The sequence below is a fragment of the Paenibacillus sp. FSL H7-0918 genome (assembly GCF_038007025.1).
In the GTDB taxonomy this organism is placed as follows: domain Bacteria; phylum Bacillota; class Bacilli; order Paenibacillales; family Paenibacillaceae; genus Paenibacillus_AQ; species Paenibacillus_AQ odorifer.
Map to the genome: position 1 here is coordinate 1209602 of NZ_JBBOWJ010000001.1, position 17782 is coordinate 1227383.

Annotated in this window: 10 protein-coding genes; 5 read left to right on the top strand and 5 right to left on the bottom strand. The window is 44.0% G+C overall.

Translation table 11 applies throughout. The annotated features are described in order from the left end of the window. Positions 1 to 119 precede the first annotated feature (119 nt). From MHI15_RS05640 to MHI15_RS05650, 3 genes are all read left to right on the top strand, one after another. Positions 120 to 1850, top strand: coding sequence for a sensor histidine kinase (locus tag MHI15_RS05640; protein ID WP_076302658.1), 1731 nt, complete (start codon positions 120 to 122; stop codon positions 1848 to 1850). Then, a complete protein-coding gene (locus MHI15_RS05645; RefSeq protein WP_341164204.1) occupies positions 1831 to 3186 on the top strand; it encodes a response regulator transcription factor in 1356 nt (451 codons plus the stop codon). The genes MHI15_RS05640 and MHI15_RS05645 overlap by 20 nt, the downstream gene beginning before the upstream one ends. 75 nt (positions 3187 to 3261) lie before the next feature. Continuing rightward, a complete protein-coding gene (locus MHI15_RS05650) occupies positions 3262 to 4140 on the top strand; it encodes a helix-turn-helix transcriptional regulator (protein WP_076130289.1) in 879 nt (292 codons plus the stop codon). Between the two features lie 1393 nt (positions 4141 to 5533). Here the strand turns inward: MHI15_RS05650 and MHI15_RS05655 are convergent. After that, positions 5534 to 7723, bottom strand: a complete 2190-nt coding sequence (locus MHI15_RS05655) for an alpha-galactosidase (RefSeq protein WP_076304597.1) — start codon at positions 7721 to 7723, stop codon at positions 5534 to 5536. 235 nt (positions 7724 to 7958) lie between these two features. Continuing rightward, on the bottom strand, positions 7959 to 10424 hold the full coding sequence (locus MHI15_RS05660; protein ID WP_341164205.1) for a beta-mannosidase: 2466 nt from the start codon (positions 10422 to 10424) through the stop codon (positions 7959 to 7961). 133 nt (positions 10425 to 10557) lie between these two features. Between MHI15_RS05660 and MHI15_RS05665 the strand changes: the two genes are divergently transcribed. After that, positions 10558 to 11409, top strand: a complete 852-nt coding sequence (locus tag MHI15_RS05665) for a helix-turn-helix domain-containing protein (RefSeq protein WP_076128941.1) — start codon at positions 10558 to 10560, stop codon at positions 11407 to 11409. Positions 11410 to 11480: 71 nt separating this feature from the next. On the opposite strand, the gene MHI15_RS05670 is transcribed toward MHI15_RS05665, so the two are convergent. The 3 genes from MHI15_RS05670 to MHI15_RS05680 form a co-directional block, all read right to left on the bottom strand. Then, complete coding sequence (locus MHI15_RS05670; protein WP_076194808.1) at positions 11481 to 13094, bottom strand: extracellular solute-binding protein; 1614 nt, start codon at positions 13092 to 13094, stop codon at positions 11481 to 11483. A 138-nt stretch (positions 13095 to 13232) separates the two neighbouring features. Next, positions 13233 to 14123: a carbohydrate ABC transporter permease gene (locus tag MHI15_RS05675; RefSeq protein WP_036683186.1), complete on the bottom strand. Its 891-nt coding sequence runs from the start codon at positions 14121 to 14123 to the stop codon at positions 13233 to 13235. Between the two features lie 26 nt (positions 14124 to 14149). After that, positions 14150 to 15106: an ABC transporter permease gene (locus tag MHI15_RS05680; RefSeq protein ID WP_051491272.1), complete on the bottom strand. Its 957-nt coding sequence runs from the start codon at positions 15104 to 15106 to the stop codon at positions 14150 to 14152. Between the two features lie 257 nt (positions 15107 to 15363). Here MHI15_RS05680 and MHI15_RS05685 point away from each other — a divergent pair, with 257 nt between their 5' ends. Next, positions 15364 to 17088, top strand: a complete 1725-nt coding sequence (locus MHI15_RS05685) for a cache domain-containing sensor histidine kinase (RefSeq protein ID WP_175623557.1) — start codon at positions 15364 to 15366, stop codon at positions 17086 to 17088. Positions 17089 to 17782 lie beyond the last annotated feature (694 nt).

Here is a 17782-nt window from a genome sequence, read left to right on the forward strand (position 1 = left end):
TAACCACTCGCTAAACATCTTTATAAACGCTTTCATTTTGCGAGAGCTCTTCTCTTTTTCTTTTGGAATATATGGCTTATGATGAATTCACACGAGTCCTAGCGACAGGAGTAATGCTTATGATTAAAAAAGTAAATATGAAACGATTCATATATTTTTTCGTTTTTTTCCTTTTACTTACCTTAAGTTTGTTTTTCGTAATGAACTCCCTAGGTTCCAAAACCATTCAAGAGAGCTTGGTTAACTCCTCCAAAAATCAGCTAGCCTATACGGAAAGCATTCTGGATGGCATCATCTCTGAGGCAAGTTTGTATGGCATCCAATATACAGCCGACACCTCCGTACGTTTCTATCAAAGCAAAATACAAGAGATGAACAATTACGATGCCCAGATGAAAAAAAACGATATCTATGACCGCATATCAGCACCACTTCTCTCCAGTCAGGCGATTGAATCTATCGGTATCTACTGGAAATCGGATGGCACTTTTATTTTTACGGGTCATGATTCGCTTGCCAAACAGCCCTTTCAGAAGGTCACGCAGCGAGGCTGGCAGATTGTTAATAACAATTTGTATTATTTTTCAATCTATCCTTATATTCATGAACCTAAGAATCCTGCCAATATTCAGTACATCGTGGGCGTTAAGCTGAAAAAGGAGTATTTAACAAGTCTTTTAGAGAAAGCAGTGAGTGGCGGCGAGAGCTCCAATGCCTTTTTACTTGTGAACAAGAGTTTAATGATTAGCAATAAAGCGGTGGATATTCGAATCGAGGAAAAAGCCAAGGAGACGATAACACCCAATGCACATGAAATTTTAAAGTTTGACTATCATATCAACGATGACGATTATTATGTTTTATCGAAGTATATTGAGCCGATTGATACGTATCTTGTTACCTATACGCGAATGAGTGATTTTTTGAATCCGCTTAACCGGAATAAACAGGTGTTTTTTGTCAGCATCTTAATGATCTTGATCATTGGCCTTATCGTGATTTTTATGTTCTATCGAAACTATTATCGTAATGTATATTTGCTCGACAAGAAATTCTACCAAGTGGAACAAGGGAATTACAGCACCAGAATTAGTGAGAACCCGGACAATCAATTTTATAGTCTATTTAAAAGCTTTAACCACATGGTCGCCAAAATACAGGCTTTATTCGCTTCATTAAAAATAGAAACCGAGCTGCGCAGAAACGCCGAAGTGAAACAGCTACAGGCTCAGATCAATCCACATTTTCTTTACAATAATCTGTTTTTCATTATGGCTGTGGCAAAAACTTCACCGGAAGCCGTAATGCAGATGAGCAAGCATTTAGCAGAGTACTATCGTTATTTAACAAAAATGAATTCAGATAATGTCACATTGGCCTCTGAATTGCAGCTTGCCGATCATTTTTTATCCATCATGTCACTTTCCAAAAAAATAAATTATGAAATCAACCTGCCTCCTGAACTGGGAGAGCATCTGATTATGCCACTGATTATCCAGCCTATGGTCGAGAACGCAATCCAGCATGGGATTGAAGAACAGCAAGGGGCTTATCGCGTTACTATAGATGTAAAAGAACTTGATACTGGAGCGTTAATTATTGTAGCCGATGACGGTAAGGGGCTATCTAATGAGGAAATACACCAGCTAATGGCCAGACTTGAGAATGAGTCCCCCCCTGAAGGATCAAGAGGAATTGGTCTTTGGAACATTCATCATCGCCTCAAAAATGCGTATGGTGAATTAAGCGGACTGCGGTTCTTCATCAATGACTGGGGTGGTTTATCCGTGCTGGCATTCATAGATTTCTCGCTGGATGAAGGAGGACAATATGCGATTATTGATAGTTGATGACGGACATTACATCGTTGAATATTTAAAACACCTGCTGGATTGGAGCAAATTTGGAATTGAGCATATTGAGACGACAACAAATTCGATTGAAGCCAAGGAGCTATTGAATCAGAATCATATAGATATCCTTATTACAGATATTCGTATGCCCGAGGTATCCGGCATTGATTTGCTGCATCATGTTCATGAGAAAAAGCTCATTACCAAGGTAATTTTCCTTTCCGGTTATTCTCAATTTGATTATGCACAACAAGCCATTCGTTTGGGTGCACTCGATTATTTACTCAAGCCGGTTGATAAAGAGGATATGGAAAAAGCCATGAGTCAAGTTATTAAGAGTATCGCTGAGAAACCCCCAAAAACCCCAGTGGCAGAGAAAAAGATAGATGGGCTAGGTTACTTGCTTTCTGTTATTAGCGGACCTTCCCCACTACGTTATGATCACAGCACACTCGATACTGCTTTACGGAATGAGCACTTTTGCTTTTTTCACGCCTCAGGGGCTAGAGGGAAAGATGAAATGATGTTAAAAGATCATAATGGTGGACGGGACTTTATTTGGATCACTCCATCAGCCATTACTGGAATTATTCCAGAATCCAATACCGAAACTGTGGCAAGCAGCGTCGATTCCATTTCTTTTTCCGAGCCGTTTGAATTTTCTCAAAAGCATGCTGTTCGGCATATTTTTTATCATTTCTTTTTTAATGAAAATATTGGGGCCAGTGACTTTACTATGCTGAGTGCCTCTAGTGCTCTCCCTAAATTAGAGCTTGGAGAATGGGAACAAACCAGAAAAAACATTTTAAAAAACTTTGCCAAGCTCACTGTCAAAAAACAAAAGCTCCTCTACCTGCTCGAATTCATTAATTTGCTGTATTCCACAACTGATAAAATCCAATCAGCTGAGGTCGCAGACTGGATTTTCAATCAATTATTAGAGCCAAATACGGCTCTTCAATCCATCTTGCAGAGCCTCACCCAATTAGATAGAAGCGCTAAATTTTCCAATCAAAACATTGTTCATACCATTCAAGCCTATATCTCCAATCATATTAGTGATTGCTTGAGCCTGGAGGACTTAGGGAAAATTGTTCACCTACATCCTGTTTACCTGTCTAAATTTTATAAGCAGGAGACGGGCGAAAATTTATCGAGCTACATTTCTTCTAAACGCTTGGAAAAGGCCTCCAAGTTATTAATCGATTCCAACTTACATGTGCTCGATATTTCACATCTAGTCGGCTACAAAAAGCCACAATATTTCATTAAGCTGTTCAAAGATCAGTATGGCATTACGCCTTATCAATATCGAAGACAGCAGATTAAATGAAACAAAAATTGAACAGATCAACAAAAAAGTTTACACTTTGAATGTAGTAACGAACCACGGAAAGGAAACCTGCTAATGTTGCGCTCCTCCTACACCATTCGCTCGGAAGAACAAGCTTCTATGCTTCTGTTTGATTCTATTGGCTGGGAACAAGCCGAGACTCCGGCATATTCATTCAACGGCCAGAACCGGACGGAGAGAAGTTGTGTTATTTTTCAGTACACCTTATCTGGAGAGGGTAGAATTGAAATAGACGGGGTTGTTCACCCATTAACGAAGGGCAAAGCTTTCCTAGTGACTGTCCCCAGTATACACAGATATTATTATCCGGAGGAAGGTACAGAGCCCTGGGAATTCATTTGGCTGAATGTACGAGGACCTCTAGCTATTTCACTCTGGAACCAGCTGATCGCACATGGCGGTCCCATTATAGAACTCCCTCAGGAATCGGTTCCGATGGATTTATTGTGGAGTATGTTCAAGGACATCCAGGTTGATGAAGAAAGAGATTTGCATTTTCTAACGGGGAAAGCCTTTCAGTGGATATTGTCCATGGAGAAATACCTCAAGAAACCGAGTTTGTTAACCACCTATATAAAAAATGACAAACTCCATGCCGCTATACAATTCATGAAAAATGATCTGCACAATAATAACCTTAGCTTAGACGATGTCGCCGCACATGTTGGAATTTCCAAACATCATCTTTGCAGGCTATTTCAAAAAAACATCAATCTCTCGCCCTTTGAGTATTTAAGAAGGAGACGGATCGAGCTGGCAGCATCTATGCTGAAAACAACAGATCAGACGATCTACCAGATCGCTGTGGACACCGGGTTTGACAATGCCAGCTATTTCGGCAAAGTTTTTCGTTCCTACTTTGGAGTTAGCCCCTCCACTTACCGCGAGCAGGACCTAGAGTTCCTGTCCAAACATGTGTTTTTTGAAAATTGATGTTGCAAGGCATATCTATTCGGCTTCGATAGAGCTGAGTGGCAGGCGTGGCAGGCGTGGCAGGCGTGGCAGGCGTGGCGTGCGTGGCGTGCTAATTCGGGGCCGGTGGATGCAAGTAGTAACCATTCAGATCTGGTGGTGCCAACTCACAATTGCAAGGCGTACCAACTCGCGTACGGCAGCCCCCGCCTAGGTAAACATCCTGCTAAACACCCTAATTCGCATACAGCAGCACCGCGGGATAACCACCCTCCGCCGCTTTCGGACCCAGATGACGCTATTTGCCAATTTTTCGTCTTTTGAGCACAGTTTCGGACTCCAGTGCAGCTATTCCTTCGAAAGAGGTGCTTATTAGGTACTTTTCGAGCCAATAGCGACTATACGGTCCGATAAAACTCTAAATGTGTGAAAAGACTATGTTTAGCGGCATCTGAGTCCGATAGCACTGTGTTGGACGGGTAAGTAACTTGCAAGGCGTACTAATTGGCGTCCAGCGGCCCACGGCTAAGGAAGCAACTTGCTAAACACCCAAATTCGCATACGAAAGCACCGTGTCACCCCCTCTACCGCCGCTTTCGGACTCAGATGACGCTATTTGCCAATTTTTCGCCTTTTGAGCACAGTTTCGGACTCCAGTGCAGCGATTCCTTCGAAAAAGGTGCATATTAGGTACTTTTCGAGCCAATAGCGACTATGCGGTCCGATAAAACTCTAAATGTGTGAAAAGACTATGTTTAGCGGCATCTGAGTCCGATAGCACTGTGTTGGACGGGTATGCAACTTGCATGTCGTACTAATTCGCGTACGGCAGCCCCCGCCTAGGTAAACATCCTGCTAAACACCCAAAATCGCGTACGAAAGCACCGAGTCCCCCTTCCCCCGCCGCTTTCGGACTCAGATGACGCTATTTGCCAATTTTTCGTCTTTTGAGCACAGTTTCGGACTCCAGTGCAGCTATTCCTTCGAAAGAGGTGCTTATTAGGTACTTTTCGAGCCAATAGCGACTATACAGTCCGATAAAACTCTAAATGTGTGAAAAGACTGCGGATAGCTTCATTTGAGTCCGATAGCACCGTGTTGGCTGGGGAAGCAACTTACATGGTGCACCAATTTGAGCCCGCCGACTTCGAGTTATAAACACTCAACTCCAGTGGCGTCAAGCTACTTACAAGGTGCACTAATTCGCGTACGGCAGCACCTGGCTAGCAAAGCATCTTGCTAAACACCCTTATTCGAGCCCGCTATCCCCGGCTAAGGCTAGGTAAACATTCTGCTAAACACCCCATCCAATAACAGCTTCGGGCGCGCAGCTAGTCACAAAAGAACTCAAAAAAGGAGAAAAAAAGGAAGGTGCCCAGCAGCCAATGGCTTTTGGGACACCCTCCTTTTTTGATTAAACTTCTCTAAGCACGAAAAGTAGGCTTCTGAAATCGCCCTCAAGCTGTGGAAGCGTGAGTCCGAAGTGCATCAGCTCATCCCCTCTGTATACTCCGCCGTTAAGCTCAAGCTTATACGATTTCGCAGGGTCGAGTCCTTTCAGACGCAATCTGCGCAACGGTGGATTAGGCCCGGCCAAAACTTGGAAGTAGGTGGCGAAGGCTTCTTTTTTATCAGCGGAAACAAACATCCATGCCGTCTCGTTTCCTTCAAAAGGACTAAGCAGTCGATAGAAATCACCGTACTGAATCAGCATTCTCAGTTCCTTGTACTCTGAAACCTGCTTGCGGATATCCTCGCGCTCAGCTTCAGTAAGCTTGGTCAAATCCAGCTCGTAGCCGAAATTACCCGACATCGCGACATGACCACGTGTCTCCAAAGGTGTAATACGATGTACCTGATGGTTAGGAACAGCCGACACATGGGCACCCATTGAACTCGCAGGATACACCATACTTGTTCCATATTGGATCTTCAATCTTTCCACTGCATCCGTATCATCGCTAGTCCAGGTCTGTGGCATATAATACAGCATTCCCGGGTCAAATCGTCCGCCACCGCCGGAGCAGCTTTCAAACAAAATATGAGGGAAACGGGAAACGATACGTTCCAGCACATCATAAAGTCCAAGGATATAACGGTGTGCCGTTTCACGTTGACGTTCGGCTGGAAGAAGCGCTGATCCAATCTCCGTCATATTCCGGTTCATATCCCATTTCACATAAGTAATCGGAGCGGATGATAATACCGAGCTAACTGACTCGACGATATAATCACATACATCCTTACGGGATAAATCCAGCACTAGCTGCTGGCGGGCTAATGAACTTTTATGCCCAGGTACATGGAGACACCAGTCTGGATGTTCACGGTAAAGATCACTTTCAGGCGATACCATTTCTGGCTCGAACCATAATCCGAATTCCATGCCCATTGCCGTGATATCTTCGCCTAGCTTTCCAAGACCTTCAGGCAGCTTGCGACGATCCTCTACCCAATCTCCCAGGGAGCTGTCGTCGTTATCACGTTTGCCGAACCAGCCGTCATCCAGCACGAACAGCTCTAGGCCTAGCTCTTTGCCTGCTTTAGCAATTTCTTTGATTTTATCCGCGTTAAAATTAAAATAAGTCGCTTCCCAGTTGTTAATCAGAATAGGACGCTTGCTATCGCGGAATTCACCTCTGCATAACCGGGTCCGATACAGACGGTGATAGGTTCTCGATAATCCGCCAAGCCCTTCACTGGATCTTACTAATACTGCTTCAGGTGCCTGAAAGGATTCGCCCGGTTCAAGCAACCACTGAAAGTTAAAAGGTTGAATACCGATCCCTACTCTGGAAATTCCGTATTGATCCACTTCTGCTTGGGCGAGGAAACTCCCGCTATACACAAGGCTGAATCCATAAACTTCGCCATGGTCCTCTGTCGCATCTTTTGCAAGCAAGGCCATAAAAGGATTCTGCTGATGGCTACTGGAGCCGCGTTTGCTGTCAATCCGTTGGATGCCAGGAACGAGGGGTCTTTTGTGAATATGGCGTTCTCTAGTCCAAGTACCGGATAATTGCAGCATGTCATAGTCAGAATCATGGAAGTCAACATTCGCGCTTAATACTCTTTTCAAAACCAGATTGTCCTTACCCAGATTCTCAATCCGCACGGAACGTGTTATAACATCCTGATCGTTAAATACGGTATAGCTCAAGGCAGCGATCAATCCTGTTTTATCATCTTGCAGTATAATTTCCAAGGTCTCTGCTTCTTCATCACTTTCAACATAAGTAGCAGGCAGACCTTTGAGTGCAGGTTTTCCTTTATTAATGGTGTAGCTCTTATAACGGAAATCCGTTACGGTCGTGCCATCTACTAGGTGAACCTCCAGTGCCGGTTCGCGGAAATCCCCGTTTCCATAGGAAGGGAATTCGCTTGGCAAGGTGTCGAGAGAGATATTTTTATCCTCCTGCAAATAAGTTGGACTAAAAGAGCAACGTTCCACCAAATTCAACGGGTGTTGAAATTCTCTCCCTGCCAATTTTGGGCCCCAGTAGACATGCGCTGGAATAACACCTTTGATCATTTCAATAATATAGCTGGATTTCTCTGACTGTAAATGAAACACCTTGCGGTTGTCGTCATAATAAATACCCATAATATGTTTGCACTCTCCTTAAGGTAGCTCAATAGAACGTTTATTGTTTGTAGTTAATGCTTCTTCGAAGTCTATTTTAGAGTGAAATGGAAGGGGATACAATCTTAATATCTATACCTATTATAGTAAAATATTGATCTATCTATACACAGGATCTAAACCACTAGAATATATATCATCAAACTGTCATTTGGAGTTTGGTAGCCTAAGATATAGTAGGAAAATAACCTTTTGCTTAAATATCAAAGACGGAACGTACAGTAAGCTGGGCACGCAGTTCCTCAGCTGTAGCTGGTTTATCGAGATCTTTTTTGGCAACCGTAACGATTCTTGAAACGCCAGCTGACAGGTCGAAATAGCTATCACTGAAGATCGCATCTCTTTCCTTGAAATCAAGTCCAACGAAACGGGCATATGCTTTTGACTTCACAGTAATAACGAATTGTTCTGCTTCCTCTGTGACTACGGCTTCAAGCTCAGGATCAACAAAGCTGAAGTGTTTCGGCTTAACGAACAAGACGGTTCCCCCGCTTATCGTCTCCCCCTCTACCTCAAATACATATTCCAGATAGGCTTCACGTTTCTTCTCTTTTGTATCCAAGACATGACCAAAATCAAGCCGATCGAACTCGGCACTGCTTAAAGCCTCAACTTTCACCGACTTCGCACCTTCCATTAGAACCTCTGATGTCGGAGTAAGCAGTCTCCATCTTAATTCACCGCTCACCTTCTCTCTGCTCTCATTAGAGACATGCAGGGAAACTACGGTTCCTTCGTCATGTGCAGAAGCAAGAACTGGAGCAAAAAAACGTCTTGCTGTATAATGCATTGCTTTCCACCGGCCATAATAATCGATGCTAGACCAGGAAGCAACCGGCCAACAATCGTTCAACTGCCAATACAATGCGCCCATGCAGCGCCCTCTATGTCTACGCCAATGCTCTACGCCACAGCGCATGCCTTCGGCTTGGATAAGCTGGGACGCATAGAGAATAGATTCAAAATCCTTCGGATATTTGTAGGTCTCGCTGATATAATAGAGAATTTTCTCATTTCCGGTATTGTTCTTTTGGTGGGACTCCATGACATAGGAGAAAATATTGCGATCCTCCGGCAGCGTAAAGGATTCAATCGTCTTTAAGCTTGGGAAGGATTGCAGGCCAAACTCAGACATATAACGCGGATAGAGCTTCCGGTAATCGGTAAAAGGCTCCTTGCCATGCCAAACTCCCCAGTAATGCATGTCTCCATAGTTCTCGTCATTCGGCTTATCAAAGCTTCCTTTAGAGGAAGGAGAGGCACGCCAGTAAAAGGTATTGGGATCAACTTCCTTAGCAATGGCTGGCAGAAGCACTTCATATTGCTTGATATAGTCGGCCTTTAGCTGGAGCGAATAATGATTCTCCCAATCCCAATCGCCCCAAGCCATCTCCTGTTCGTTGTTACCGCACCACAAGCCTAACGATGCGTGATGGCGCAGGCGCTTCATATTGTCGATCGTCTCATGTGTGATATTGTTCTCAAAAGATTCTGTCAGTGCATAGATCCCGCAGGCATACAGATGATCCTGCCAGACGATAAGCCCATATTCATCGCATAGATCATAAAAATAATCGTCAGGATAATAACCGCCACCCCATACGCGAATGGTATTAAAGTTAGCAGCCACGCAGCTTTGGAGCAGGCGATCCGTGCGCTCCTTAGTCACGCGAGGCAGAAGATTATCTTCCAGAATATAATCAGCACCTGTAGAAAAGATAAGCACGCCGTTGACTTCAAAAGCGAATGATTGTCCCCACTGGTCTTCTTCCTGCTTCACAGAAATCGTTCTTAATCCAATCCGCAGTTCTCGACGATCCAGCTCCTGTCCCTTCTGTAACAGCACAACCTCGACGTTATACAGGGGTTGTGCACCCAGATTATTCGGCCACCACAGCTCTGGCTCGATAATTTCCAGTGTAATATGATGATCTTCTCCGGCAGTTTCGAACACACGACGTTCAACGGCCACACCTGCTGGAGTGTGAACACTGACTACGATTTCCCGTTCAACCTCCTGCCAGCTCTCTGTTCTTACCCGAACATCCAGAGTAACCTTATCCGGCTCGTGAAATTGTGTAATATAAACATCGTCAACACGGGCACTGTCATACCCCTGAATGGAGAGACTTCTCCAGATTCCAAGATCGGGCAGCTTCGGACCCCAGTCCCAGCCGAACATGGAATGTGCTTTGCGCAGATGGGATATTCCCTCCACTGCATCAGCACAACTGCTAAGCGGCAGCTCCGCTTGCTTCCGCAGAGCAAATTCCACTGGGGAACGGAAAATCGCGTGAATGGTGTTATCGCCTTGCTTCAACACTGACTTAATGTCCACTTCATACGTCCGGTGCATATTATCACTGTTCAGAATGTTATTTCCATTCACAAAAAGCTCGCATAACGTATCCAACCCCTCACACAGCAGAAATACGCGCTCATGCTGTAACACTTCAGCTTCCACTTGAAAGCAACGCTGATATTCGTAATCGTCATTGGATAATTCCAGAACCTCATATTCCTGCTCACGATAGAACGGATCCGGCATTTCTCCGGCATTCAATAAATCGTGATAGACAGAACCTGGCACACTAGCCTCCAGCCAGCTCGGCTCATGCAGACGTCTCATTTTCCATTTTCCATTTAGATCTACAAGATGCATTTTCTCCGCCTCCAAAATGTGCTATTTTACCTTCTTATAGATCAAGTCTATCAATAATATCTTTATATTTCTTGTGTTGTGTTCTCGAGAATCATGTGCTATTTTAACATCACTAATACCCTGGAGGACGAACATGCTCAAATACACCGAGGCAAGCCATATGAATCCTGAACTACTAGCAGACCCTTTCTGGGTGGAGTCCTTAAGTCAGGTATCTCCAGAGCATACGCATGATTTCTATGAATTTTTCATTCTCACAGAAGGCAGATGTCAGCATATTGTTAACGGGACAGCGCAGCTGCTTCAGACGGGCTGCCTTGTCTTTATTCGGCCCAGTGATACCCACAGATATGAAGCAGATGGTGATAGCGATTGCCGTTTCCTGAACATTCCCTGCCGCAAAAGCCTCATTGAAGATGCTTTAACTTATCTGAATGAAGAGGAGTTTTTGCACGGATTGCTGAACACGCCTCTCCCCCGAATCGCCATGTTATCTCAGCTGGAAATGGCTAGTTTCATCCGTTCTATGGAACGCATTCGCATCCTATCAACCCTAGACAAGGTTAAGTCCCGGATTTTTCTAAAAGGCCTGCTCGTCGATACACTCACCCAGCATTTTTTCTCCGCAGAGACAGTCGCTCAACCAGAATTCCCGCTCTGGCTAGAGCATGCCATAACCAAAATGCATTTAAAGGATAATTTGCACCGTGGACTTCATGCCTTGTACGAGCTGTCAGGGAGAAGCGCCGGCCATGTGAACCGCGCCTTCCGGCAATACTTGAACCAGACACCTACGGAATATATCAACCAGCTAAAGCTCAATGTAGCCCGCAACCTACTGCTCACTACCGAGCTGCGTGTGGTCGATATCGCTTTGGAATCCGGCTTCGAGAATGTCAGTCATTTCTATCATCAATTCAAAAAATTCTATCATCAAGCCCCGCTTGATTTCCGCAGGAATGCACATGTTAATCGGCTGGTTTAGTTTTTTTATACAACAAAAAAAGCTTCCCTCTGCTGAAATGCAGAGAGGAAGCTTTTACATAGATAAATATATTATTTTGAGTTCCACAATTCCATACGTTCGCTATACTTCTGATTGAAGATTTCTTCTACTTTTTCATCCCCAGCTTTTTTCATATCCGCAAGCATCTTGTCGAATGTAGAATTGGCTTCGGCTTCAGAAGGAGCGATGATTACTCTCGTAATGCTTTGATCCATAATATCTTTTACTTTTTGCGCGGTCAGCGCTTCAGGCGTTCCGCCGTCAGGACCTAAGTTATCAAATTCTGCTGTATCCCATACGGAATCTCCAAGGCTCTTAATGGCCATTTCGTCAATTTCACTACGTTGGTATTTAACGGCCATATCGTATGGCTGTTCATTGGCATCCAGACCATTTTTAACAAACCACAACCATTTACGAACACCGCTCTTCTTCACAGCATCGTCCCAGTTATCCTTGAAGCTTTGCAGGAATGCAGGGTCTGGTTGTCTCTTTCCATCCACCATGGTGTACTGCTCGCCTTCCTTACCCCATAGCAGCAAATGTTGTCCTTCGTCACTCGCTAGGTAGTTGAACAGCTTAATAGTTTCTTCAGGGTGTTTGTTATTTTTCGTAATGGCAATAGCATCCCATCCAAGTGAGCTTCTTGGTCCGAATGTTGTTTGGGAGGTCTCTGTGCCTGGTGCTACAACCTTGTACGGGAAGAACTGATTATCATCTCCGCCATCCTTCTTCAGAGTACCATTTGCGTTACCTGGGTCCCAGTATGCGCCTGGTGTGGAGAACACTGTGCCGGTAGCCAGCTTTTGAATCCAGGTTTGTGTTTTGCTGATGGCAAATTCTTTTTCGATTAGACCTTCTCTATACAGACTGTTCACATAAAGCAGCATCTCGCGATACTTTGGATCCTTAACATCATATTGTAATGTTCCATTATTATCGTAGTAGGTTCTCAGACCCCACATCCCTTTAAATGTACCCAGGTTGGCGCCCATATTTTCACCGTTCATCGTCATTGGAACAGTTTCTTTTCCATCAATTGTCTTGTTTTTCTCTTTAAAATTCTTTAAAAGTGCTTCAAACTCATCCGTTGTGAGTGGGGTGGAGCCATCTGCCTTATCTGGAGCCAGGTCAGCAACCAGATTTTTTCTCATCAGCATACCGAAGACAGGATCACTATCCAGGCCATACCAGTTAGCTAGGTAATAGTTTTTTCCATCTTTATAACGTGTTTTGATCAATGTGTCGCCGTACATTTCTTTAATGTCTGGTCCACTTTTCTCAATTAAATCATCGAGCGCTATAAATGCGCCACTTGTAATGTATTTATCGAGAGAAGCATCACCCCGGCTCATTACAACTACATCTGGATAGTCACCGCTGGCTAGCATCAAGCTCAGCTTTTCCGTAGGATTACCCGTTGGCTGCTGGATTGAGATCGAAATGCCCGTTTTTTTGGTGATTTCTTGCGCAATAGCATCAGTGAAAGGCTCACCCTTGGTATTTGAATCAAACCAGGTCAATGTAATCGGCTCTTGTTTTTTATCGTCTCCGGCCGTTTGGTTTGTATTGTTTTTTCCATCATTTGAAGCACAACCCGCTAATACACCAACGGCTAATGCGGCAGTAATACTCACGTTCAACCATTTGTTTTTCTTTATCATAGACACCCTAATTCCTCCCATTAAGTAAGTTACTTCATAAGTCTATCAAGCAACCAAGCAAGTCTGTCCGCTCACCCCCCTTCAGGGCCGTCAGCCGGACAAGATTTCTCCAGCTGACGTTCGGTTTATTTAATCATATTAACTCTTAACCGCTCCCAAAGTCATACCCTTAACAAAGTACTTTTGCAGGAATGGGTATACCAGTACGATAGGCAATGTTGCCACCATCGTCGCTGCCATCCGGATAGTATCACTTGAAACCGCATTCCGCTTAGCCGAGTTAGCTAGCATTTGCGATTGCGATACCATGCCTCCGGTTTGGAATTGACTTAATATTTTCACGAGTACGGCTTGTAAGGTCTTTAAGTCAGAACTATAGGTAAACGCATAGGAGTCAAACCACGAATTCCAATGTGAGATTGCCTGAAAAAGTCCTACAGTCGCAAGCACGGGTGTGGTCAAAGGTAGAACAATCCGGAAGAAAATCGTCAGGTCATTCGCCCCGTCTACCTTCGCCGACTCCTCGATCTCACCAGGCAGCCCCTCCATAAAGGTACGGACAATAATCATATAGAAGACATTCATCAGCCCTGGCAAAATAAATACGGAAAACGTGTCAATCATATTCAGCGCTTTAAGCACCATGTAATAAGGAATCAGTCCGCCTCCAAAATACATCGTGAAGACAAAATATAGATTCCATCCTTTACGTCCCATCAAATTCCGGCGGCTTAGCGGATAAGCAAGCATCGTAATGACAAGGACAGATAGCGGCGCTCCAATTACGGTACGTTTGACAGTAACCCATAAGCCATTCAAAATCTCGCTATCTTTTAAGATTTGACTGTAGCTATCAAAGGTGAGGACTCTGGGCCATAAATAGACGCCACCACGTACGGTATCCTCAGCAGCATTTAATGAAAGAACGAGAATATTCCAAAAAGGCAGAAAGGTAACTAACAACACAAGTATAAGAATGAAATAAACTATAAATTTAAAAATATGATCCCCGTATCTATTCGAAATCATCACAAGCGCTCCTCTCTTTTTCGTGTTTAGAACAACGCTTGGTCGTTCACTTTTCTAGAAATACGATTCACAATTACAACAAGTATGAAGGCAATCACGGATTTAAATACCCCAACGGCAGCTCCGTAGGAGAACATGCTGTTTTGTAGCCCGTATTTATATGCATAAATATCGATAACCTCTGAATACTCAAGCACGGTATTATTTTGCAGCAGGTATTGTTGTTCAAAGCCCGCATTCAAAATGCCTCCGACGGCTAGAATCCCTAAAATAACAATGGTTGGACGCAAGGCTGGCAACGTAATATGCCACATTTGCCGGAAGCGACTGGCTCCATCCACTCTTGCTGCTTCGTAGAGCTCTGGATTAATAGCGGAAATTGCAGCAAGATACATAATGGCGCTGAAGCCCATTTCCTTCCACATGTTAGACAAAGCGATAATCCACCAGAATAGTGGTCCATTTTGTAGAAAAGCAACTGGTTCCTGAACAATGCCCAACGTCACCAGTAAATTGTTAAACATCCCATCGGAAGCCAGCAGCGTAATCACGATGTTTGCAGCGATAACCCATGAGATAAAATGCGGCAGATAAGAAACCGTCTGTACAAATCTTTTGAAAAATCCCTGCCTAGCTTCATTCAGTACAAGTGCGAGGATGATCGGCGCTGGAAATCCGAATAACAAGGTCAGCAAGCTTGTAGCGAGCGTATTACGCATTACACGGTAGAAATCTCCGGTAGTAAAGAAATACTCAAACCACTTGAAGCCTACAAACTCTGCATGGAAAAATTGTTGAAAAAACGTTCCTCCGCCCGGCTGATAATTCGTAAACGCCATATACATCCCAAACATAGGACCATAAGAAAATAGCAATGTCGCAATTAAGGCAGGCAGCATCAGCAAAAATAACCATTTCTGCTCTTTTAATCTGTACCACAGATTATTGCCTCTGACTGTTTTGATAGCGCTTGCTTTATGCATCAAATACCCTCCCTTTTTATTTAGTGCAGCATGTCGAGCCACATCTCGATTCAACTTCTCTCCTATTCATCTTAAGTCCGCAACAGGTGGCTTTCTATACTTCAATCCTCCGAATGATAGCGCTTTTTAAAGGAGTTTCGGCAGATTCGAGCATTGGATTTCGATATTCAGTCTGCTATGATGAACATGGCAAACAGCGAATTTACAGTAAAGAAGGGACTTCTTCTATGCGCCATATATATAGGAAATATATTTATATGCCTTTTATTGATTTGAGCTTTCGTTCCAAGCTGTTCAGCGTATTTGTGCTAGTGACCATTATTCCGATGATGCTTTTCGCCTACCTTTCCTACGAATTAACAAAATCAAAATTAACGGATCAGATTTACAGCAATATGATGAATTCAACAGCTCAGATTAATAAAAATTTGGAAAACAAGCTGGACAGCTATGAACATATTTCAGCTTCCATCTACCTGGATAACAGACTTGCCAGCTACCTCACGAGTGAATACCAGGATGATCCTTCTTATCTGGATGTCTATCAATATATAGGCAACCGCATGGACACGATAATGACTGCCTATCCTGATTTTGATAGCGTTTTCATTTATTCGGACAATGAATCACTTCCCAAAGATGATTACTATATCAAGCCGGTAACAGCTGAGGTTAAAGAGACCGAGCTGTTCAAGCAGCTTCAGCAGTCACACGGGAATATCATTCATCTGTCCTCACCGCAAACCGAAGATAGTCCGGCCATGTTTACCTTAGCAAGATTTTTGAACAATAACCGCAATCAATATCCCTACGGTATTCTGGTCTTCAGAATCTCCGAATCGGTAATCTATTCTTTAATGGAGGAAGAAGCGGGCGGGAAAGATATTTTTATTATTAATGACAAAGGGCTTATTCTCTCAGCAGCAGACAAGCACTTATTAAATACGAGCCTGCCGGAATTGCTTGATCAGAAATTCGATGAATCGCCATCGGGCAGATTTGACACAACTTACAAAGGGGTAAAGGCTTTCGCCGTCTATAACACGCTCAAAAATGGATGGAAAACCGTGTCCATCTTCCCTTATGACAGCATTATTCAGGATGCTAAATCACTCTCAGATCTGATTATCAAAATCTCCCTGGGCTTTATTGGCGTGGCCCTCCTGCTGATTTACATTACGGCGTCGCTATTCAGCAAGCGTATCCGTACTTTAATCCGGATGATCCGCCGCCTGGAACGGGGGGATTTCAATCATAGTACAGAAGAACATTTGGGAAATGATGAGATTGGCCAGCTGCATTTTGCCTTCAAGCAAATGACCACCCGGCTCAAAAGTCTCATTACCGAGGTGTATCAGAAGGAGCTGCAGAGCAAGGAAGCCGAGCTTGACCTGCTGCAAGCGCAGATCAACCCTCATTTTCTGTACAACACACTGGGTTCCATCTCGTCGCTTGCCCTAAAACATCAAGATACGCGTATACAAGATTTGGTGCTTCATCTAGCCAAGTTTTATCGAATCTCCCTGAATAAAGGGAAAAGTATATTGACCATCCACGAGGAATTAAAGCTGACCCAGAGCTACAACGCCATTCAGCTAATCCGCTTTAAAGGACAACTGAACATTACCTACACAGTAGATGAAGCGATTCTGCCTTACTCTACAGTCAAACTTGCCTTACAGCCTTTTGTGGAGAATGCAGTGCTGCATGCCGTGTGGAGTCAAGAAAGTCCGCTGAATATTCATATCAAAGGTGTCATGGAAGCGAACGATATTATTTTGTCAGTAATCGATGATGGCATGGGGATGAGCCGCGAGACCTTCAGCTCTTTGCTTGAGGATAAGCCTGGACGAGGGTACGGAATCACTAACGTTGATCGCCGCATCAAACTGAAATTTGGTGAGCACTACGGCGTTAAAGTGTTTAGCAGACTAGGAATAGGCACCACCGTGCAGATTCGTTTACCCCAAAAAGAGGTGTAGGAGCGGTGACGAGGGGATTCTCCATTGCGGGGATCGTTTGGCTTGCTTCTCCTTGGATATGATGGGATCGATGGGATCGTTTAGATCGCTCGGTACTATTTGCTCCCTGCTCATTCGTATCGGACCGAGGGGACCTTATTTCGATGATTCGGGGCATTTTGCTCGACTATCGGACTCAGATGCAGCTATTGACTCATTTGCACAGTAATTCTGGACATTTTTATAGCAATAAGAGCTATACAGTCCGAAATCTTTGTAAAATGACTTAAATATCCAAAATAGCTGCAATACGGTCCGATGTGTTCGACTTTGCGCGGGATTCTACTTTGCTGAGGTGTGTTCAACTTATACTCCTTCCTCATACGCATCGGACCGAGGGGACCCTATTTCGATGAATCAGGGTACTTTGCTCGACTATCGGACTCAGATGCAGCTATTGACTCATTTGCACAGTAATTCTGGACATTTTTATAGCAATAAGAGCTATACAGTCCGATGCCTTTGTAGAATAGCTCAAATATCCGAAATAGCTGCGATACGGTCCGATGTGTTCTAACTACGATCTACTTTGTCGGGGTGTGTTCGACTTTTGCGGGGGATTCTACATTGCCGGGGTGTGATCTACTTTTGCACGGGATTCTAATTTGCCGGAGTGTGTTCTACTTTTGCGGGGGATTCTACTTTGTCGGGGTGG

Excerpts from the sequence above, each read along its gene's own strand:
- MHI15_RS05655 (WP_076304597.1), bottom strand. The coding sequence starts at position 7,723 with ATGGGTATTTATTATGACGACAACCGCAAGGTGTTTCATTTACAGTCA.
- MHI15_RS05645 (WP_341164204.1), top strand. The coding sequence starts at position 1,831 with ATGCGATTATTGATAGTTGATGACGGACATTACATCGTTGAATATTTA.
- MHI15_RS05675 (WP_036683186.1), bottom strand. The coding sequence starts at position 14,123 with ATGATTTCGAATAGATACGGGGATCATATTTTTAAATTTATAGTTTAT.
- MHI15_RS05660 (WP_341164205.1), bottom strand. The coding sequence starts at position 10,424 with ATGCATCTTGTAGATCTAAATGGAAAATGGAAAATGAGACGTCTGCAT.
- MHI15_RS05650 (WP_076130289.1), top strand. The coding sequence starts at position 3,262 with ATGTTGCGCTCCTCCTACACCATTCGCTCGGAAGAACAAGCTTCTATG.
- MHI15_RS05670 (WP_076194808.1), bottom strand. The coding sequence starts at position 13,094 with ATGATAAAGAAAAACAAATGGTTGAACGTGAGTATTACTGCCGCATTA.
- MHI15_RS05685 (WP_175623557.1), top strand. The coding sequence starts at position 15,364 with ATGCCTTTTATTGATTTGAGCTTTCGTTCCAAGCTGTTCAGCGTATTT.
- MHI15_RS05665 (WP_076128941.1), top strand. The coding sequence starts at position 10,558 with ATGCTCAAATACACCGAGGCAAGCCATATGAATCCTGAACTACTAGCA.
- MHI15_RS05640 (WP_076302658.1), top strand. The coding sequence starts at position 120 with ATGATTAAAAAAGTAAATATGAAACGATTCATATATTTTTTCGTTTTT.
- MHI15_RS05680 (WP_051491272.1), bottom strand. The coding sequence starts at position 15,106 with ATGCATAAAGCAAGCGCTATCAAAACAGTCAGAGGCAATAATCTGTGG.